Origin of the sequence: Flavobacterium araucananum, from assembly GCF_002222055.1 — a bacterium.
GTDB classification, from domain to species: domain Bacteria; phylum Bacteroidota; class Bacteroidia; order Flavobacteriales; family Flavobacteriaceae; genus Flavobacterium; species Flavobacterium araucananum.
The window spans coordinates 115,344-135,799 of the sequence record NZ_MUGS01000014.1 but is presented as its reverse complement, the minus strand read 5'-3'; the positions used below and the strand labels follow the sequence as shown (position 1 = coordinate 135,799).

Below are 20,456 nucleotides of genomic sequence, written 5' to 3'. Positions count from 1 at the left end.
GTAGCTGGATTTTTGAATTTTACGATTGTTGAAATGAAAGATCACATCACAAAATAAGGGGTAGTATTGGTCTCTACACAGGCAACTGCATAGAGGTAGAGTGAGGCCGACCAGCTCTGCCAGTCCTGACCCATGGGCTCGCCATCCTGTGCTTTGTACCATTCATTAAAACCATATTTGAGATCTTTGTTTCTTGATTTTTTAATCAGGTCGGTAAGCAGGAATAATTTTTCTTTGGCCAGCTCAGGTTTTCCTGCTTTTACAAGGGCTGCTATGTGAAGCGCTGAGATGAAAGGCCATATGCCACCATTGTGATAGTCACCCGGCAGGTTATAGTGCTCATACCTTGGTATCCAGTCCGGATCTTCAGGCAGGATATAAGGGAAGAAATTAGGGGCCAGTTGTAAGGCCAGATCTTTATTGTGTATCATAATCTCACATTGATTTTCTATCCATTTTACAATATGATCCGCCCTCTGCTCAGAAGCAAGTCCTGAGAGAACAGCCAGGCTGTTGCCCAGCAGGTCAAATCGTTCACTGTTGTATATTTTATAGGACCATAAAGCATAATAGGGCTTTTGCTTTAGCAGCATCCCTTCATGAAGATGAGCAGGAATTGTTGGGGTAGTAATGGTAAAATGCTCCATTGCGTTTTGCAGCCCGAGGGCTCTTTGGGTATGCCCCAGTATCTTAAGGCAGCTGTAGGTTAAGGTATTGACAAAAAGGCCGTACCCCAATACCCACTGCTCATCACGCCAGTCGCTTGTAGGCTGCTGGGCCACAAGATAATCATCGGATGGACTTTGGTATTCCATCCATGTTAATGCCTTTTGGACTGCGCGCTCCAGAAAATCCTTTTCTTCCGTTAATTCCCTGAAGATACCCACTGCCAGTAAAAATAATGGGGTGGTATCACTTGCTCCTCGATTATCAGGGTCATGCACTAAAGAAGGCATATGGCCTCTTAGGGACTGATTTTTGGAAAGTGTCTCGAGCGTTTTGCGCATGGCACTTATTAAGGTTTCGTTTTTTGATACGGCAACACCCAAAATACAAATCATCAGATCACGGGTGTAGGGCTCGGGATATCCCCATGCGGCAGTTCTCGGAAGCCCTTCAAAAGGGCCTTTTGCATTATGGAGCAATACTTCTAAGGCAGCACTCTTTGCCTTTTCTATTTCTGTCCAGTTTCTTTTTTCCATGAGCTGAGGGATTTAATATATTTGAAGTCTTTCATTGATGATTTTTATAAATTTCGCAGCCACAATCCTGTAGTCGAAATTTTCAACCGCGCGCTTCCTTCCGGCTGTTCCCATTTGGTCCCGAAGATCTTTATTATTCATTAATTTTATCAGGGCATCTTTGATGTCCGTTACATTGGCACGGTAATCCACTGTTCGGGGCTCATCAAATACGATGCGCCTGTTTTCCTCATATCCGGATTCAGATCCAAGGGTTACTTCATTGACTACTATTTTTTGTCCGATACCCGCCAGGCATGCAGTCTTGTTGTCTATCAGGGTATCAAGCATTCCCATTGCCTTGATTCCAATTACGGGTTTACCGCAGGCGCCTGCTTCCACCTGAGGCATCCCAAATCCTTCGAGCCTTGAAGGGGCTGCATAGATATCGCAGGCATTTAACAGATAGGGGATAAAATTTCTCGAGATAATACTGGTCTGGAATATGACGTTATTGCTGATCCCGAGCTGTTCGGCGAGTTTTTGGTCAAGGTTGCTCTGAAGGGCAGTTCTGGGCTGCGGCCAGACCTTGCAGACATATTTCCAGGGAGGCAGCTCTTTGCCCGCAATAGCCAGGGCTTCCATGACCTCACGGCCCCCTTTGGAGGCTGCGTCCCCGCCAATGGTTAGCAGGAGATGCTCATCGGGTGCTATTGCAAGGGCTTTGCGGGCTGCAAGTACCTTGGAATCGTTTTTAAGATAGGGCATAAAGGCATCGGTATCACAGCCAACAGGAAGGACCTCAATGTTATCACCGCTAATGCCATCCCTTACATACATTTCCTTTACCCAGTTCGAGGTGACCAGTATCAGCGGTAAGCCGTTGAGTACATTTTGGTAATTGGCAATATAGCCGTCGGCCACCAGCCAGGGTACGGCGGTAATGCCGTATTTCTGAGGATGCAGCACCAGCTGGGGGGTATGTCCCCAGTAGCCGGTGCCTACCACTACATCAGGTTTGAACCAGTTGTAGTACCACTGTTTTTCCAGTGCTGATTCAAGATGGACTGCATGCGCTTCAACACCGTTGGCCAAAAGCCCTTTATAGAGAAGATCTCCCTGTGTGGCCAGACCTCCGGGTGTTGGCGGATAGTCATATAATACAAGTACTTTCATTTTTTTGTTTCTTTAAGCCAGTTACGGGCGTCTTTTTTGTGGGTAAATTTCAAGAAGGCTTCAGTTTTCGGAGTTGTTTTTGCTTCCCAGCTATCAGGGGCAAAGCCATATATTTGGGTTATAATTTCATATTTTTTCTGCCATATAGCAGCCGGCAGTACCACTTGAAGGTCTGCCTGGGGGATGGCTTTAGGATAATATTGTTTATTGTGATCTTCATAGGCAAAGACCATAAGCTTCTTTGAAGCAATTTTTCCTTCACACCAAAGCCCCATTACGCAGCTGCCTATTTCCTCATGGCGAAGGTGCCGGGTATATTCTCCCTGTGGATTGTGGGAAAGGATCAGATCATACTCTGCTTTGGGCAATAACTGCAGTACAAGGCGGCTGATGTCCATTGGATCCTGAGGAGTCTGTTCTGGTCCGTCATCGAGATTTCCCATCACACCTCTGCAGCGTAATGCCTTTAAAGCCTTAAAAAACCGGGGAGCCCTATCTGGGTCATCTTGCCGGCAAAGGCATATAATAAAGCAATCCCAATGCGGGGTGTCGAGCAGTATCCCGCCTGCCCATAGGGTTTCATCGTCTGGATGTGCCACGATAAGGGCTACTTTCTTTTTCTTTACTTGCATCTCCATAGTTAGAGTATTAGGTATCTATGGGCAAGTTAAGGGGAAGTGCAAAAAGCAAAAATGACCAGCATTACCTTCTCAGGTGATGTTGGTCATTTTTTTAAACAAGCAATCAGTCTATTTTTACGGCCATAAAAATCAGTCCGTTTTGACCTGCAGTAACTGCTCTAATTGTTTTTTGTCTTTTATATAAATATTTCTTTTGTCCGTTTCAATACAGCCCTGTTCCTTAAATTGCTTAAGGCTTCTGCCCAGGCTTTCCTGTGAGGTCCCGATAAGATTTGCCAGGTCATCACGCGTGAGGTCGATGCCTTTTAGGGTTGTGGAATTGCGATTGAATTTGTTTTCTAACAGCAGTAAAAACAGTGCCAGGCGTGCATTTTGGTTCTTTTGTGCCAGTACTGCAATGATGTTGGCCAGGACACCAAATTCGTGACCGATATTTTTAATAAGGGTTTGTTGCAAGGCAGGGATTTCGCTCAGCAGTCTGAGAAAATCCTCCCGGGCAATGAAATGTACTGTTAAATCTTCCAGGGCCTCACAGGAGTCCTGATATCTTTCCTGTCCCAAAAGGGCATGGTATCCCAGTACGTCATCGGTTGTATAAATATAAAATATTTGCTCCTCACCGGTAAAACCGCGTTTGAATTTTTTGGCTTTGCCCTTTTTAATTTGATAGATACCAGTAGGGATACCGCCCTCAAAGAAAAGCATACTGCCTTTTTTTATCACAAGGGACTCCATTACATTTTCAACGGCCTGATTCTCGGGCTCGCTCAGGTTTTCAAAAAGGAGGTTACTCTGGAAATCGAATTGGGCAAAGAAATCTTTCATATGTCAAATATATAACATTTATTAATTTAACACATAACAAATGTTATATATTTACAAAACTATATCAGTTCTGTTTCTATAGAAAACTGAACCGGATAGTAAAGGTTAAATAACGAAAATAAAGTTGAATCAAGGAAAGTCTGCGTGGAACTTTTTTTCAAAAATTTACAAAATGATGAACGAAAATAAAATAAGTATTCAAAACGGGAGGCTCGTTGTGCCTTCCCATCCTATAATCCCTTTTATAGAAGGAGACGGCATAGGGGCGGATATTTGGAAAGCTTCAAGACTGGTGTTTGATGCTGCGGTTAAAAAGGCATACGGCACAAGCAGAAAGATCCAGTGGAAGGAAATATATGCCGGTGAGAAGGCTTTTGAAAAGACAGGAAACTGGCTTCCGGACCAGACTATTAAAGATATTGAGGAATTTCTGGTTGCCATTAAAGGGCCTTTGACTACCCCGGTTGGCGGCGGGATGCGATCGCTGAATGTTGCCCTGAGACAAAAACTGGATTTATATGCCTGCGTAAGACCGGTAAAGTGGTTTAAAGGGGTTCCCTCTCCGGTAAAAGCGCCTGAGAAAGTAGATATGATTATTTTCAGGGAAAATACCGAAGATATTTACGCCGGTATCGAATGGATGGCAGGAACGCCGGAACTCAAAAAGGTGAAGAACTTTCTAATTGATGAGATGGGTGTAAAGAACATTAGGTTTCCCAATACGGTATCCATTGGTATTAAACCGGTTTCCAAAGAAGGAAGTGAGCGTCTGATACGAGCGGCTTTCAAGCATGCCATTGATTTCAGGAAGGATTCCGTAACTATTGTGCACAAGGGAAATATCATGAAATTTACCGAGGGGCAGTTTAAGCAGTGGGGTTATCAGCTGGCCAAAGAGGAGTTTGGGGCCAAAGAGTATGAGGGTGGCCCCTGGCTGGTAATGGAAAAATATGGACATAAGGTGATTATAAAAGATGTAATAGCCGATGCGTTTTTGCAGCAGATTATCCTAAGGCCCGAGCAGTATGATGTCATTGCTACGCTAAATCTTAACGGGGATTACATTTCAGATGCCCTGGCCGCTATCGTGGGAGGAATAGGAATAGCACCCGGAGCCAATATTAATTACGCCACAGGGGTTTCTATTTTTGAAGCCACGCACGGTACTGCCCCTAAGTATAAGGATCTCGATAAGGTAAATCCTTCTTCTGAAATCCTTTCAGGGGTCATGATGCTTGAATATATGGGCTGGCAGGATGCGGCCGATCTTATCGTAAAGGGGCTAAAAGGCGCAATCGGGAATAAAATCGTTACGTATGATTTTGAGCGTTTGATGCAAGGGGCAACCCTGGTCAAATGTTCTGAATTCGGCCAGGCAGTTGTCGATAATATGTAAGTATGTTTCATTAGCTGCTTAATCCGGAGAGTTCTTAATTGGGCTCTCTTGATTATATTATTATAATTTACATGTACCATGAGAGAAACAACAAAATTATACAACATTTTTGCCTTAAAATGTCCTCGGTGCTATAAGGGGAATTTATTTATAAACCCGGGGCTTTTTGTTTTTAAATCTATTTTAAAAATGCCCGAGAGATGTGAGCACTGCAATCAGGATTTCCGGATTGAACCTGGATTTTATTCGGCTTCGCTATGGATTAGTTATCCGATAGTTTTAATCCTTTTTGTGCCCATGATTTTTTTTGGGTTTCTTTTGAAAGAGGCATACTGCCTTCCTTTGGAAATGATGCTGGGATTTTTTATTATTATCTGTTTTGCGCTGCAGATTCCCATAATGCGAATTTCCAGGGCGCTTCTGCTTCATTTTACCATTCATTATGTGGGCAGCGGGAATAAATAGGTTTTAAATACGGCAGAAAATGTAGTACAGCATAAGGTTTTAGCTGAATGTTTAAGGGGTAAAATTGTTTTTTATGAATAGTATAGTATTTATTTTTTAGGAGCTCTTCCCGCTATACGTTCCAATCTTTTGTGCCGAACACCGGCACAAAAGGATTTTCACTGCTATCGGGGCTAGGGCTGCTCAGGAGCCCTTTTTTGTCTTGGAGAACTGCACATTCAAACCCAGTTGTTGTACTTACTTCACCTTTTATACTGATGCAGTAAAACATAGCATACGGAGTACAAGCAGGTGCTGTATTTATATGACTTCATGATTTTGGTTTGGATGTCCTGTTGTGAATTGATATAAAATGTATTTAATTTTATATTTGATTATGCCATAGAATGTAATAATTTATTTATTCAAACTAAAAGGGGGATTTAATTTTTTGTAGCAAAAAAGGTCTTCACACCAAGTTCTCAGGCAGAGCCTCTCACCACAAAATTAAATTGCGTGCAGATGTCGCCTTCCTGTAAAACATACTGTCTTTTTCTGTAAAGCCTGGAATGAAACTTTTCTTGTACCAAAGATTTCTCCTGGTCATTTAATATATAACCTCTTTTTTGGAAGTAATCAAGTAAAGGTTCTACAGAGATTATTGATCCTGGTTTATTCATTGATTGTATTTAATAATAGTCGGTAAACTGCTATACAAATTATTTGAGATGTACAAATTTATGCATTTTTCAAACGCATTCTTGCTTTTGATCTAGTATATAAAAAACACAAGTGGATTTAATCTGATGATAAAGTTTTAATGAAGAACAAAGTGTTAAGATTAAGATAGTCTTTTGGTTTAAATAATTGATTATGAATGCTTTTTTTTATTTGAATTTAGAGAAAAGTTAACAGATACCCTATTAAGGAACCTCCTAAAACTATAAAAGCGCTGTTGATTTTCTTGTAATATATACTACAATAATACTTATCCAAGCTGGATTGCTTTTAAGGATTTTTTTGCCAGTGGAAAAATTACAGACAATATACTGGCAATAATAGCGGGTTTTATGCCGTATATAGAAGGTTTAACTTCTGGAATCTGACCGTATTCTTTATACAGCCAGGCGAAAAATCCTGATTATCGTAGGAAAAATAAAGCAGATTCCCGCAGTAATCAGGTCTTTCCATCCTGCTTTTTCATGTCCGATATGAATTGCCATTTCGGTGGGCAGTACACATGTTTTTATATTCTATTTTCTAGTTCTATATGCCAAAACCTTCAGGATCATTAAATATTTAATGTAAAATATACTATATTAGTACTTTATAATTTTTAACAACTTGTGTAAATATGAAAACTATAAAAGGAAAATTATTAATAATTGCAATTTTAATGAGTTCATTTTATGCAATGGCTCAAAAAACAATCCTCATCAATAACGTTCAGATTTTTAATGGCAAAGACGAAAAAACGATTACCGGAAATCTTTTGATTGTCGATAACCTGATCAGTAAAATTTCTACAGCAGCAATCCCTATAGATAAAAGCCAAAATGTGACCATTATTGATGGCAAAGGAAAATTTTTGATGCCGGGTCTTATTGATGCGCACACCCATATCATGATGGAATCGATGAACATTACAGAACTGATGAACAGCGATATACAATACATCACTGCAAATGCTATAAAATCTGCAGAGAAAGACCTTATGCAGGGTTTTACAACTTTCAGAGACCTTGCTGGTCCGGCAGGCGGTTTGCAAAAGGCGATAGACAGAGGTTTAATTATTGGTCCGCGTATTTATCCTTCAGGCGCGATGATTTCCCAAACCGGCGGTCATGGTGATTTTCTTAGTCCAAATGCAGTTCCAAGAGACATTACAGCAAGCCTTGATTTTACCGAACGCAATAATTTTGGTGTAATAGCCGATGGTCCGGATCAGGTATTGAAACGTGTGCGGGAGCAGCTTCGCCTTGGTGCTGTGCAAATAAAACTTGCTGCCGGCGGAGGTGTTTCTTCCACTTATGACCCTTTAGATGTATCTCAATTTACGGAAGCCGAAATGAAAGCCGCTGTTGATGCAGCACAAAACTGGGGTACTTATGTTACTGTTCACGCTTATACACCAAGAGCCATACAAACAGCATTGCGGGCTGGAGTACTTTGTATCGATCATGCCCAGCTTATTGATGACCAAACAGCAAAAATGGCAGCAGATAAAAAGGCTTGGTTAAGCCTGCAGCCTTTTATAGATGACGGCAAAAGTTTGTATGCTGAAGGCTCGCCAAACCGCATAAAACAACAAACGATGATGAGCGGTACTGATAAGGCCTATAATTTTGCAAAAAAATACAATATTAAAACAGCATTTGGTACAGATTGTCTTTTTGAGCCTGAGCATTCGGCTAAGAGGGCAGGTGATCTTGTAAAGTTATTACGCTGGTATAAGCCTTATGAAATATTAAAAATGGCTACTGCTGCAAATGCAGAATTACTTACTCTGAGCGGTCCGCGTAATCCCTATCCAAACAAATTGGGTGTTATAGAAGAGGGTGCTTATGCCGATATTTTACTGGTAGACGGGAATCCTCTTACCAATTTGAGTATATTGGAAGACTATGAAAAAACATTGCTGTTGATTATAAAAGACGGAGTTATTTATAAAAATTCACTTAACAAATAGTTTGGAAGCTTTGCTCAAATAGTATCAAAATTAGAATCTAAAGTTAGAGCCAGACAAATCTCCACAATCAATGACTTTGGTGGTTTGCTCAGAAGCCGGGGTCCTTGAAAAGTATTTTTTACATGATTTGAATAAGATTTCTAAAATAATCATTTATAATAAATAAAATCAAACTATGAGAAAACTATTATTTACAGTTTTGTTGTTTTCCATCTTTAGTTGTAAAAAGGATGTGACAAATCCCGCTGATGCCATCTATTATGGCGGAGAAATTTTAACAATGGAAGGGGATTCCCCGCAGTATGCAGAAGCTCTGGCTCTCAAAGATGGAAAGATCTTATTTGTTGGACCTAAATCAGAAGCTGAAAAATTCCACGGAGACAAAACAGTTATGAGTGATCTGAAAGGCAAAACAATGCTGCCGGGATTTATAGACCCGCACAGCCATTTTATGAGTTCTCTGGCTATGAACTCTCAGGCCAACTGCCAGCCATCACCTGCCGGTAATGGCAATAGTATCAAAGGGATTACAGATGCTTTGGTAAGGTTAAAATCAGATAAAAAAATACCTGATGGAGAAATAATTATCGGCTATGGATATGATGACAATGCGATGCCTGACGGTGTACTTTTAAATCGTGACGATCTGGATAAAGCCCTGCCGGATAATCCTGTTATAGTAATCCATGTCTCCATGCACGGTGTGGTGCTGAATTCCAAAGCAATGGAAAAATTTAATATCAGCTCGGATACTAAAACTGTTGAAGGCGGTGTAATTGTAAGGAAACCCGGCACCAATGAACCCTACGGCCTGATAATGGAAATGAGTTATCTGCCCATTTTTGCCGCTATGCCCAAGCCTTCAGTTGAGCAGCAGCTGGCACAGCTCAAAGAAGGGCAGCTGTTTTATGCCGCTGCAGGTGTTACCACAGCACAGGAAGGCGCAACCCACATGCCCGAAGTCATCTTGCTTAAACGTGGTGCACAAGAAAATAAACTTTTCATAGATGTGGTATCTTATCCTTTATTTACAGAAATGGATACTTTATTTAAAGTCTATAAGCCCGATGAATTTGGCAGATATAAAAATCATTTAAAATTAGGCGGCATAAAAATCACTGTTGACGGATCACCGCAGGGAAGAACTGCTTTTTTTACCACACCTTATCTGGCTGATGGACCAAGCGGCCAGAAAAACTGGAAAGGAGAACCTTCATTTAATCAGCAAACTGCTAATAAATTGCTTAAGCGTATCTACGATGCCGGCCTGCAGTCGATGTTTCATGCCAATGGGGATGCCGCAATTGATATGTGTATAAAAGCACATGAGTATGCTTCGGGAGGTGACTTTAGTAAAGATAGAAGAACCACTGTTATCCATGCCCAATTTGCAAGAAAAGACCAATTAAAAAAATTCTTGTATGAGAAACTAATTCCCTCATTTTATACAGAGCATACTTATTTCTTTGCAGATACACATATCAAGCTGCGCGGGATGAAACAGGCATCAGCTATAAGTCCCATGAAATCTGCTATAGCATTAGGCCTGCGCCCAACCAATCATACAGATTTCAATGTAGTGCCAATTGATCAGATGTTTGTGATATGGTCTGCGGTCAACCGTATTTCCAGAAACGGTGTTGTAGTGGGGGCAGGCGAAAGAGTTACCCCGTATCAGGCTTTGCAGGCCATTACAACTAATGCGGCTTACCAATATTTCGAGGAGAAAAGTAAAGGACAGCTCAAAAAAGGTATGCTGGCAGATCTGGTTATCTTAGATGACAACCCAACCAAAGTTGATGTTATGAAAATAAAGGATATCAAAGTACTGGAAACCATCAAAGAAGGAAAATCCATTTATAAAATGAAGTAATAGGAAGTAATATTGATAATCCTCTGCCTATTCTTTTCTTTATTTGTCTGGGTTCAAGAAAGGATCTCATGTCGATTTCTCCTCTCACCACCTGCCTAAGCTGCAATGATACGCGCGTAGTTTTGGACCAAAAAGCCCAAAACATTCTTCAGCAAACCCATGGCGCTGATTCGGGAAGTTTAAGAACCCTGTTTTTAGGGGACAGACCAGCCAATGAAGATAATTCTGTAACAGCAAAAGGATATTTCTTCTCTGTAAATTATCAGATCAAAAAAGTAGCTGCTGGAATAAATATCGAAGCATTTTTGATACAAACAGGATATAAAATAAGATTTTCAAATAGTATCCGCTGTCTGTCTCAGGGGCAGCGTTACGGTGAACTCAGCTCCGTTATCTTTCTGGCCCAGGGCGGTGATCGTACCATGATGCCTTTTGGCTATTTTTCTGCACAGTGCAAGTCCCAGGCCGTTGCCTTCATACTTGTCTTTGGAATGCAGCCTTTCAAAGGCAGTAAAAATTTTCTCGGCGAAAGCCTCATCAATCCCTATGCCATTGTCTTTGATTTTGATCTCTACCGAGTCCCGGCCTTCAATATTCACCACAGAGCAGGTTATGATGACCCTCGGCGGCTCATCTGCCTTGGAGAATTTCAGCGCATTTTGTATCAGGTTGTAGAAAAGCTGGCCAATTAGAATCGGCGCGCCTTCTATTTCCGGGAATTCACAAGTGATCAGTATGGCGCCTTTTTCTTTTATAAGGAGTTCCAGGTCTGTTTTTATGTTTTCAATCACTTCACTCAGATCAATTTTTTCAATAGGCTGCATGGTTTTGTCCAGTGTCGAATAGGCCAGTATCCCCTCTATCAGGTTGCCCATTCTTTGGGTAGACTGCTCAATTTTGCTGATATATTTTTTAGCATTTTCACTAAAGTGGATTTGCTTTTCATTTCTTAAAAGGGAGCTGAAGCTTTTAATTTTTCTCACCGGCTCTCTCAGGTCATGGCTCACTACATTGGCGAAATGCAAAAGGTCATCATTGGATCTTCTGAGCTCCTGCGTGCTTTGCTCCACCTTGTTTTTTAATTCCTCTTCAAAGGCTTTCTGCTCATGGATATCCTGGATAATGCCGATAATAGTGGAAGGGGTTTCATTCTCGTCCGTGATGATTTTACCATTGATCTTCACCCATTTAATACTCTGGTCCTCATTTACAATTCGGGCCTCATAGCACATTTTTCCTGTTCTCTGTGCCTGCAGGTGCGCTTTCTCGCGCAGTGCCTGATCCTCGGGGTGCAGTTTTGAGATGAGCTGTTCGTTGGCTATTTCCCCGTCGATAGACCAGATTGTATTGAAATTTCCGGAAGTTTTGATTTTCTTTGTGGCAAGGTCTATTTCATAGGTCCCCATGCCTGAGGAATCAATGGCCATTCTGAGCCTTTCCTCTGCGCTTTGGGTCTGTAGCTTTGCCAGATGCAGGTCCGTTACATCTGCTCCTGTGTTCATCACGCCGTAGATGTTAGCCTCTTTATCAAAAAGAGGAATAAAGTTGTAGTCAAAATAATAGGTTTTCAAGCCCCCATCAATTACAAGGTCTACTTTTTTGTCTTTGGCATGAAAGGGAATTCCGGTCTTGAGCACCTGGAGTGCCTGCTCAAAAAACGGCTGGTTTTGGGTTTCAGGAAGTACTTCAAGGTATGTTTTTCCAATAACCTGACCGCCTTTGCCCCAGGCTTGTATCATGGCGGGATTGGCCAGTTCTATTTTTAGTTCATCACCTGTATAAACGGCTATAGGCAGAGGAGCATTCTCCACAATGTCTTTCAATAGAAATATATTATCATACATCGTTGACGGGGTTTTATTTTTGTTCGAATGTATTTTAAATTATAACGTTTGGTGTTATAATAATTCAGGTGAATGTTTCATCATTCCAATATTGTAAAGGTTTATAAGTTGTAGATTTCAGGTTTTGAAAACACCATATCATTTTGTCACAAAATGCAAGGCGGCGGATTTACTTTTTATACAGCCTTCTTTCTGGCAGTTAGTATGGTGTGAATCTCAGTCTTGGTTTCTGATTTCCTGTATGCTGCTTTGAATACCTGAAGCTCTTCAAATTTATTTTGTACAAATTCTGTTTTTAAATCCTCTAAAGTATGAAAATAGAAGTAAATCCTTTCCCCGCTGCTGCCAGACTGAAAACCGGATCTCTCCGGGTCGCCTTCTACAAAACTCATATAAACCAGTCCATTATCACTGAGCAGCTTATAAGAGTCACTGATGAGTTTTTGAGAGTCAGCCTGCGATAAATACGGAAGGCAAAAGCCGCAGACTATGGCGTCATATTTTTCTTTGATCTGGTCAATTTTTCTGCTGTCCATTACCGAAAAACGGGCTGTCGGATTATTCTTTTTTGCAAGCTCTATCATTTTTGGGGCGATGTCAATGCCGAAAATATCAAAGTCCGGCCTTTTTGATAACAGGTACTTTGTAATATTTCCCGGACCGCAGCCAATTTCCAGAATTTTTGGTTCTGTTTTATCCATTGAATTACATACAAAGTCATAAGTGGCATTGTAGAGGTCAAGGTCCATAAACCTGTCCTGATACAGTGAAGCGATCTTGTTCCAGATTTTAAATGATTCTGTGTATGGGTCCATTGTCGTTGCTGTAATAAAAAATGAATCATAAAGTTGTGTAAGTATAAGTAGTTTACAGCTTTATCAAACTCTAGTATTTTCTGTTAAACTAAAATACGATTAAAAATGAAAATACACCAAATAGGTGATTTTTTTTTAAGTACAAGGCCACCATAAAAAACGCCTTAAATTCTTCAGGAGTTTTTGGGGGCGATGATTAGGGAGGATTATTTTTACTGTTTTTATCAGTGCGCGGCAAATTTCAAATTACGGGTTGTAAAGCTGTATTTATTCGAATTATGCGGCACAGGTTAATTGCTAAATACCGTATTGTTTATTTTCAGAAGGCCCTTCAGGGTTATGGAACTCTCATCTGTGTCTGGATCAAGGACAATGTACCCCTGATCATCCAGCAGGATCAGGGTATCTAGTATTTTTGCCTGGTATTGCCTTTGGGCAGTAATATTTTCGCTAAATGTTTTCAGGATATTATACTGGGGCATTACAAGGGATGCCAGATCTTCTAACGGGCAGGTGCCTGGGTAACTCCGGGCAAGCCTGCTTAGTATACTGTCAAAATAAACGGATGATTTTTCCAAGATATAATAGTTTAAACAATAACACAATAGCTTTGAATAAAGGTACAAAGATTTGATTATTATTTTAGGTATTTTACCTTACATCCGAGTTCAAATTAGTATCATTCTGCTGTTATTATCTATAAGGTCCTTTTCTATGTCCTTCCCGGTTATGTCTTTGGGGCCGCTTTGGGATTCCTTACGGGGGTTCTCCGGGTCATAAGGGCTGCTCTCTGGACCTGTGCTTTTTGGGTCTTTGATTTGGTTTTGAGAATTACGGTGGTCCTTGTGGTAATTTTTTGTTGTATCTTTTTCGGTTTGATATTATTTTTTTGGAGCTTTTTCCCGCTATCCGTTCCAATCTTTTGTGCCGAACCCCGGCACAAAAGGATTTCCACTACTATCGGGGCTAGGGAGTATTGCACAATGCTATTACAGCAGTTTGGGACTAAATTAAGATCTATTATTGGATTTTCCACCGGAGATATCAAACAGGCCAAACAACCGAGCCTTAGCGAATAGATAAAGTAAATCATCCCAAATACAAAACCAACCTTGCATTTAGCCAATTGCCCAAATCCGTTGTAGTAGCTATTGTCGATAGCTGTTTATTTAGGTGCTATTATGAATTCTTTCCAAAATTCCATTGTTTTCAAAAGTGTTTTTTCAAAATCGATATTCTTTTCTTTATCTATCTCTATAATAAAACGAGTTACATTAAAATCGTGTCTTGAAAAATCTGAACTACAAAAATCACCCACTTTGGTAATTGTTTTTTCTTTTCGGTTTTTATCTTTTAAAATGCAATGTTTAGTTCCATTTGTAATTAATCTCATATACTCTAATTCAGGACAAAGTTTTGTTAAGTATTGTTGATAAAGAATTATTCCTTGGACGAAATTGTCATTACCTTTTTTATCAACGCTAACTTTATCTTGAAATCGAATATCATTAATAAAGAATTCTTGAAAAGTCCAGTCAGTTAAATGCCAAGAGTTTATTGCACAATTTATTGCAAATCTCGATTTAAGAGGTTGCTTATCAAAATCAGAATATTCCTCGAGTAAGTTTTCAAATATTTTTTTTGAATTATTAAATTCAAAAGTTAGTGAAGGTTTAAATTCTGGTATCATTTTCGGTTTTTTTTGGTATAGTTTCGCACTACGTTCGGTACTACATCGAGTTTGGGACTAAATTAAGCCATTCTTTGGATTTGCCATCTGAACGATAGCGAACAGGCGTGCAAATCACCCCAAATACAAAATCAACTTTCCACTAGGCCAATTGTCCAAATGATTTGTAATAGCCATTAGAAGTAGTATTTTTAAACAGATGGAGAATGTTTATCCCTTAACTGTTCTTTTGGTTTTTTAAACTTCAGAATTTTATTAATTTCATCGTGAGATTTAGTTTTTTTATAAGTGCCAAAACTTAAAATATTATTGTTCATATATGAAAAATATTTTTTCTGATGAATGTCAGTATATAATATTAGATAAGCACTTTTATCAAATGTGTTTAATTCAATTTCAGTTGAATCTCCAAACAAACTATATCCGATTTCGTTTTTTCTCCATGTTTTATTCTCAAAATCAGGTTGGCTTAACATTCTAACATTTAGAGCTGGACCGCTCCCTACATTTTTGATATAATAGTTGCTGTTATAATTTTGTTCAATGGAAATTAGAGGAACTTGACGTAAAAAATCAATACGATCTTTAGATTTATTATATTTATAAACAAGTATAGTAAAGTAAATGAAAACACATAAGTTTATAAAAGTGAAAACTAAGTTTAAGTGGTCAATAGTTGTTGTTGTCATAAGCTTTTATTTCTAAAATATTACTGCTAATGTTGTAGTGGCTCTTACCAGCTGAACCGTTATCACCAATTATTCACTTCTTTAAATTTTTGATATTCTTCTTTGTTTTGCATAAGAAACAGCATAAAATCATCTAAGTTTATTTTACTTGAGCCAAAGCCCATATCTTTTCTGATTAATTTCATCATTTTAAAATATGTTTTAAAGTGGCTAACCCCAGGAGTTGGTCCTTGTAATTCTAATGTCCAAGCAGTATACGTTTTAAATATATTATCAGGTGCATAAAGAAACATTTCTCTCTTTGCAGTTAAAAGTCTTTTTAGAATATCTTCTTCTGTCAATGGTTTTTCGCCCATTTTACTAGCCATACTTAAGTCCACAATTAAATATACTATTTCAGAATATAATTTATATTTTTTTTCGGATAGCTGGCTTTCTATATCCTTAATTTTGTCTTTTTGATGTTGGACTCTCCAAATTAAAAAGGCACTTAAAGTTCCGAGAAAGGAAAGTAATATTTCTTTATAAGGGATTTTTTCATCGATTATTTCGATTTTATTCTTCTCACCAGTTTTAGAGATTTTAGCTTGTGCGGAAATATTGAAGTAGCAAAAGAGGAAAAGTATAGTGATGAATATTTTTCTCATATTTTTCAGTGTTGATTTTTGTTTGGTTTGCTAGTAACGTTCTGATACTACAGCAGGTTTGACTACATTATTTCCATTCTTTGGATTTGCCAAATATTACAAATACAAAACCAAATTCCCGTTAAGCCTAAAACCACAATCTCGCCAAACGGCTGTTGGGGTTCGGTATTTTGTCCAAATTTATATATTTTAAGTTTAACAATAATCAATTCATCTATCTAATCCTTTTATTAAGTCATCGAATAATTCTTCTAACTCTTCCGTTGGATGGAAACCCGTTTCTGCCTTTCCGTGTACAAATAAACCATCTTCATACGTTATTTCCGCAAGTGAATGAGGCAAATCTTTGTCAGAAACTTTTTCTGGAAGTTCAGCTACTGGTACGGGTTGCCATTCTCCATCTTTTTGTTCCCGGTATACATAAGCAGCCCTTGTCAGCACACATAGGATTCGCTTGTCTTTGGAAAACCCACTTTTAACAACTAAATATTCTCCGTTATGGTTTCGGAAGAAAATAGCTCCCTTGGTCAAACATTCATTATATGCTGTCAACGGGTCGCCCTCAAACACTTGTGGAGTGCTTGGATATTCATTTGGTTTGTCCTCAAAGTTGAAAACAATGCGCTGTGCTGCATTATGCGTTTTAGACATTATGTAATTAGGTCGTGTAACAGATGTATTTTCAACAATTTCTCGGCTGAAAATCCATTCTCCTAACGAACCTCCCTGCAGTGGTTTATCGCTTTTTGCCCAAGACAGCATTCGTTTTAAACTTACTTGAGCTTCTTCTGCTGAAACAGCACACATCCACTCATAGTTTGGGTCTGGAAATTTGTCACGGAATTTTGAAGGGTCGGCAAGAAACGCTTCAACACTTCCGCAAATAAGTTCAATTCGTCTGGCAGTAATAGGGTTCAGCAAGATGTTTTCTAATCTTGTTACCCAGCGTAGATTGGTTGGTCGATTATTTTGTTTGTTGGTGTCAATGTGGTCAACAACATGTTCTTTTGTTGGTGGCTCTCCGTGAAATGCAGTTGCAACTATTCTGTGAACACGAACCGAAGCAATTTCTAAATAACCCGTTTTGGTGTTTAGTTTTCCAAAAGTCCAACTCTTGTCGGTTGGCCGGGGTCGTTTTCCGCCAAGCGGATGACGTAATACTGCTCCGTTGTCACGAACAGAATAACGTTCAACTTTGTAAACGCATTCACTTTCTTGTTTAAAATCTTCCAAGTCAACCATATTTACTATTAAAATCGTTTGTCGGTTAGATGTTAGTTAATATTAGGGTCGTAATATGTTGACCGCTAACTAATTATACCGGCCATAAAATCCATTGAGCTTTTACGTGCTGTTTTTTTATGTTTCAAAAGTTATGTTTTTGATTAGAGCTCCTTTAGTGAAATCATCACTTCTTACTAAAACTTGAGCTTCAATTAAATTTGATTTTCTCTCCAATAAGATAATAGATTCTAGAAATACATTGTCATTAACGGAATTTTGTGGAAGTGTTAAAGCAAACTTCTGTTTTAATTGATTCCTCTCAACAATAAATTCTGTTTCATTTTCTCTTGAAGTAATGTACATATTACTTACAATGGGATTAAGATATACTGATGATAAAAAAGGACTTGATTTCTTTTGTAGATTCTCTTGTCTCTGGATTTCACGTAAAAAATCATCTTCTAATAAAATCTCATAATCTTGAGATTTTTTAAGTAATATTTCAACATCAATATCAATTGATTTATTTGATTTGTTTGTTATTTTTAAATCAAGATATTTTACATCCCATTTATTAATTTCTTTGTTTGATGGTTTCCCGATAACAGGCACAACATCAATATCNNAAAAGTTTCTTTTGATTTGTCTTCCTTTTCTTTTACACCAAGTATTATAAATTTATCATCGTCAGATAAGTGATTAGCAAAAGCAGAGAAATCTTTAAGGATCTCATTCTTTTTAGCGTCCTTTCCTAACGGATATTCAATCTTTTTAAAGTCTACTCTGTGACTTTCATTTTCATATTCAATAATTTCGACTATTTTTTGCACAATGTAGTTCTTTAAATATCATATAATGTTGTGGCTTTGCGACAGCTCAGGACACAGGAACGGAATTCGCTTGGCTAGGTTGGGGAATAAAGGTGCGAGATTTTTCGGTTAAACACAAATTTTCCAAATACAAAACAAACTTTACATTAAACCTAAAACCCCAATCTCGCCAAGCATCTATGTTGGTAGCTGGTGTTTATTGTTTTTACTAATCATCTTGCCAATAAATTACAACCTAATAAATTTTTTGTTCAAAGCAGAATTTAATATTTTATCATACTTACTACTTATAGTTAGACTACTCACTATTAATAATCCGCTTCTTTTATCAGTTTTAGGAACACTATCTAATTCGAATAATTTAATATGTTTCTTTCCTTTTCTTGACCAAGGTGCAGCTTTAATTAAAGCTCTACCATTATCTACAGCATAAACAATATGCTTTTCAATTTCATCTAAATATGGATGAACAATATTAAACTTGCATTTAGAATAATTTGTTGAAAATTTTGAAATAGTATTAAATTCACCTTTTAAATCAACATTGCAATGATGACAGGCAAGAACAAGATTAAGAGGTTCAAACATAAATGTTGGAAATGATACAGTTCCTTTAGGGGCAATATGTTCTCGTTCTAATCTTCCACAATGATCTTGATGTAAACCACAATATATGCAGTATTCTCCTTGTTTTTTTTCTAACTTCTCTTTTATTTTTGTAACAACTTTATTTCTATCAACTCTTCTTATAACACAACCTTTTTTTATCTTTCCGTCCCATTCACCACCTAATAAAGGTTTTAAACCATCAATGATTATTTGTTCATCAGCAGCAAAACTTATCGATTTCCCTTTAAGGTTTTGAAATAAAAAGGGACTACTTTTTTTCTTTGACATAAGCTTCAGCTTCCTTAATTATTAAATGAAGGGGGTCACCATCTTGATAATTAAATTGTTTGAATTTTTCTATGTAATTTTTGATTTTATTTAAATCATCAGAACGATTAGATATGAGTGAAAGCATTGTTTTTAAATCATATTCAAAATAATGATTTCTAACATTCACTACACCAAAAACTTCATACAAAATTGCTTCAGGAGACCAACCGTATGGAGTATGGTCTTTCAATTCAGCAGTGAATTTACCGTTCGTATTGTTTAAAACAACAACTGACCCAAAGTTTTCCTTAAGGTCTGATAACAAAAAGTGAGAATGTGTTGCTATCAAAACGTGACATCCAGTATAGCCTTTAAGAAAACTTTTTAACAAGTCAATGTATCTCATTTGCCAAGAAGGATGCAAACTTATTTCTGGTTCATCAATAAATATTATTGAATTGGACTTTAATTCTGGAATAGCCCGTAAAAATGTGAGAAGTAATCCTATTTCACCAGTACTTGATTCTTGAATATCATATTCTAAATTGCCTTTTTGTAATTTTATATATTCATAAGTCAAAACATTTAATCTTCGTAAAAGTGAAAAATAAGTATATTCATTTACAAAGGATGAATTAGTATTTGACTCATCAAGATATATTTCAAGATATTTTAATTGTTTTCTAGAAGAACTTTTAAAGTCAAAAAAGTTAGATTGTAAATATTCAAAAAAGCCAGATATGAATTCATCATTATTAGCATATTTCTCAATAACATTTGATTGTTGTCTATAGAAACCTTGCTTTGAGATTTCGAGGAGTCTATTTTTTAAATCTAGTGGTGAATTAAGATTTTCAAAAAGATTTGAAGTTCGACTATGATTTGAACTAAATGAACTTCTAAGTGAAATTTTAATTATTGGTTTTATCTTAAGAAAATCAAATAGTTGCTTTGCTTTTTTAACAAACGTTTCATCTTGAAGATTAGTACTAAAAATGTCCATTAAATCATTAATAATTGCACGTCTATGAGTACTAATACCAGTCATTCTAGAACCTACGTATGCATAATTTTTATCTGATTTAACTTGATGAGGAAATTTATCAAAGAGGCTATTCGAGATTGACAAAAGATTTATTTCATCTTGAATTTCGAATAAAGTTCCATAATCACGATTCCCAATAATTTTGTTTTCACCATTGAATAAGAGTTCAATTTCAATTTTCTCATCATTTCCTTTTAGTCTTTGATTACCTGCATGTCTTAAAGAATTCAAAATACCTACTAAAAACCTACTTTTACCAGCCGCATTATTTCCAATAATTACAGTAAAGAAATTTTTTTCTGCATTTGCTACAGATAAAGGACTGACTGGGAATGATTGTCCATTAATTATGCTATTTAATATTCTTACTCCTTGCATTATTATTTATAAGTATTATGTGTCTATTTACAGTATCAGTTACACTTGCTACCCACTAATCTATACCGGCCATAAAATGGCACCAACACAACTTTTTGTAGTTGGCTTTGTCAATTATTAAGGTTTTTTAGCGAATATAAGAATAAATACCAAATCTTTTTAGCTGTGCGGCAATAGCTGTCACTAAATA

18 protein-coding genes and 1 pseudogene are annotated in these 20,456 nt (G+C 37.7%); 4 read left to right on the top strand and 15 right to left on the bottom strand.

All coding sequences use genetic code 11. The features are described from left to right. Window positions 1–41: 41 nt before the first annotated feature. From B0A64_RS09230 to B0A64_RS09215, 4 genes are all read right to left on the bottom strand, one after another. On the bottom strand, window positions 42–1,202 hold the full coding sequence (locus tag B0A64_RS09230; RefSeq protein WP_089479219.1) for a glycoside hydrolase 100 family protein: 1,161 nt from the start codon (window positions 1,200–1,202) through the stop codon (window positions 42–44). A gap of 12 nt (window positions 1,203–1,214) precedes the next feature. After that, window positions 1,215–2,357 carry a glycosyltransferase family 4 protein gene (locus B0A64_RS09225; RefSeq protein ID WP_089479218.1) on the bottom strand — a complete coding sequence of 381 codons (1,143 nt, stop codon included), beginning with the start codon at window positions 2,355–2,357 and terminating at the stop codon, window positions 1,215–1,217. Beyond that, window positions 2,354–2,995: a PIG-L family deacetylase gene (locus B0A64_RS09220; RefSeq protein ID WP_208863527.1), complete on the bottom strand. Its 642-nt coding sequence runs from the start codon at window positions 2,993–2,995 to the stop codon at window positions 2,354–2,356. Before B0A64_RS09220 ends, B0A64_RS09225 begins: the two co-directional genes overlap by 4 nt. A gap of 132 nt (window positions 2,996–3,127) precedes the next feature. Beyond that, complete coding sequence (locus B0A64_RS09215; protein WP_089479217.1) at window positions 3,128–3,823, bottom strand: Crp/Fnr family transcriptional regulator; 696 nt, start codon at window positions 3,821–3,823, stop codon at window positions 3,128–3,130. Between the two features lie 124 nt (window positions 3,824–3,947). Here B0A64_RS09215 and icd point away from each other — a divergent pair, with 124 nt between their 5' ends. Both icd and B0A64_RS09205 read left to right on the top strand, forming a co-directional pair. After that, entirely contained in the window at window positions 3,948–5,219 is a 1,272-nt protein-coding gene (gene icd / locus B0A64_RS09210) for an NADP-dependent isocitrate dehydrogenase (protein ID WP_262495532.1), read from the top strand. Between the two features lie 78 nt (window positions 5,220–5,297). Continuing rightward, window positions 5,298–5,684 carry a DUF983 domain-containing protein gene (locus tag B0A64_RS09205; RefSeq protein ID WP_089479215.1) on the top strand — a complete coding sequence of 129 codons (387 nt, stop codon included), beginning with the start codon at window positions 5,298–5,300 and terminating at the stop codon, window positions 5,682–5,684. A 973-nt stretch (window positions 5,685–6,657) separates the two neighbouring features. On the opposite strand, the pseudogene B0A64_RS25510 reads toward B0A64_RS09205, so the two are convergent. Beyond that, window positions 6,658–6,892, bottom strand: a pseudogene (locus B0A64_RS25510) (chromate transporter); the annotation flags it as partial. 125 nt (window positions 6,893–7,017) lie between these two features. Here B0A64_RS25510 and B0A64_RS09195 point away from each other — a divergent pair. Next, entirely contained in the window at window positions 7,018–8,352 is a 1,335-nt protein-coding gene (locus tag B0A64_RS09195; protein ID WP_089479213.1) for a metal-dependent hydrolase family protein, read from the top strand. 175 nt (window positions 8,353–8,527) lie between these two features. Further along, window positions 8,528–10,225 (top strand): amidohydrolase, encoded by a 1,698-nt coding sequence (locus B0A64_RS09190; protein WP_208863526.1) that lies wholly within the window; start codon window positions 8,528–8,530, stop codon window positions 10,223–10,225. A gap of 335 nt (window positions 10,226–10,560) precedes the next feature. Here the strand turns inward: B0A64_RS09190 and B0A64_RS09180 are convergent, their stop codons facing one another. The 10 genes from B0A64_RS09180 to B0A64_RS09125 all read right to left on the bottom strand — a co-directional run bounded on the left by B0A64_RS09180 (window position 10,561) and on the right by B0A64_RS09125 (window position 20,266). Next, the gene (locus tag B0A64_RS09180; RefSeq protein WP_089479211.1) at window positions 10,561–12,069 is read right to left on the bottom strand and encodes a PAS domain-containing sensor histidine kinase; all 1,509 of its coding nucleotides are present in this window, start codon (window positions 12,067–12,069) and stop codon (window positions 10,561–10,563) included. A 176-nt stretch (window positions 12,070–12,245) separates the two neighbouring features. After that, window positions 12,246–12,884 (bottom strand): class I SAM-dependent methyltransferase, encoded by a 639-nt coding sequence (locus tag B0A64_RS09175; RefSeq protein WP_089479210.1) that lies wholly within the window; start codon window positions 12,882–12,884, stop codon window positions 12,246–12,248. 290 nt (window positions 12,885–13,174) lie between these two features. Then, window positions 13,175–13,462: a hypothetical protein gene (locus tag B0A64_RS09170; RefSeq protein ID WP_123875894.1), complete on the bottom strand. Its 288-nt coding sequence runs from the start codon at window positions 13,460–13,462 to the stop codon at window positions 13,175–13,177. Between the two features lie 587 nt (window positions 13,463–14,049). Next, the gene (locus tag B0A64_RS09160) at window positions 14,050–14,574 is read right to left on the bottom strand and encodes a hypothetical protein (protein ID WP_089479207.1); all 525 of its coding nucleotides are present in this window, start codon (window positions 14,572–14,574) and stop codon (window positions 14,050–14,052) included. 191 nt (window positions 14,575–14,765) lie between these two features. Further along, entirely contained in the window at window positions 14,766–15,263 is a 498-nt protein-coding gene (locus B0A64_RS09155) for a hypothetical protein (RefSeq protein WP_089479206.1), read from the bottom strand. A gap of 62 nt (window positions 15,264–15,325) precedes the next feature. After that, entirely contained in the window at window positions 15,326–15,910 is a 585-nt protein-coding gene (locus tag B0A64_RS09150; RefSeq protein ID WP_089479205.1) for a hypothetical protein, read from the bottom strand. A gap of 210 nt (window positions 15,911–16,120) precedes the next feature. Then, a complete protein-coding gene (locus tag B0A64_RS09145; RefSeq protein ID WP_208863525.1) occupies window positions 16,121–17,143 on the bottom strand; it encodes an HNH endonuclease signature motif containing protein in 1,023 nt (340 codons plus the stop codon). A gap of 126 nt (window positions 17,144–17,269) precedes the next feature. Next, window positions 17,270–17,746: a hypothetical protein gene (locus B0A64_RS09140; protein WP_089479203.1), complete on the bottom strand. Its 477-nt coding sequence runs from the start codon at window positions 17,744–17,746 to the stop codon at window positions 17,270–17,272. Between the two features lie 446 nt (window positions 17,747–18,192). Then, window positions 18,193–18,861 (bottom strand): HNH endonuclease, encoded by a 669-nt coding sequence (locus B0A64_RS09130; RefSeq protein WP_089479201.1) that lies wholly within the window; start codon window positions 18,859–18,861, stop codon window positions 18,193–18,195. Then, entirely contained in the window at window positions 18,842–20,266 is a 1,425-nt protein-coding gene (locus B0A64_RS09125) for an AAA family ATPase (RefSeq protein WP_089479200.1), read from the bottom strand. Before B0A64_RS09125 ends, B0A64_RS09130 begins: the two co-directional genes overlap by 20 nt. Window positions 20,267–20,456 lie beyond the last annotated feature (190 nt).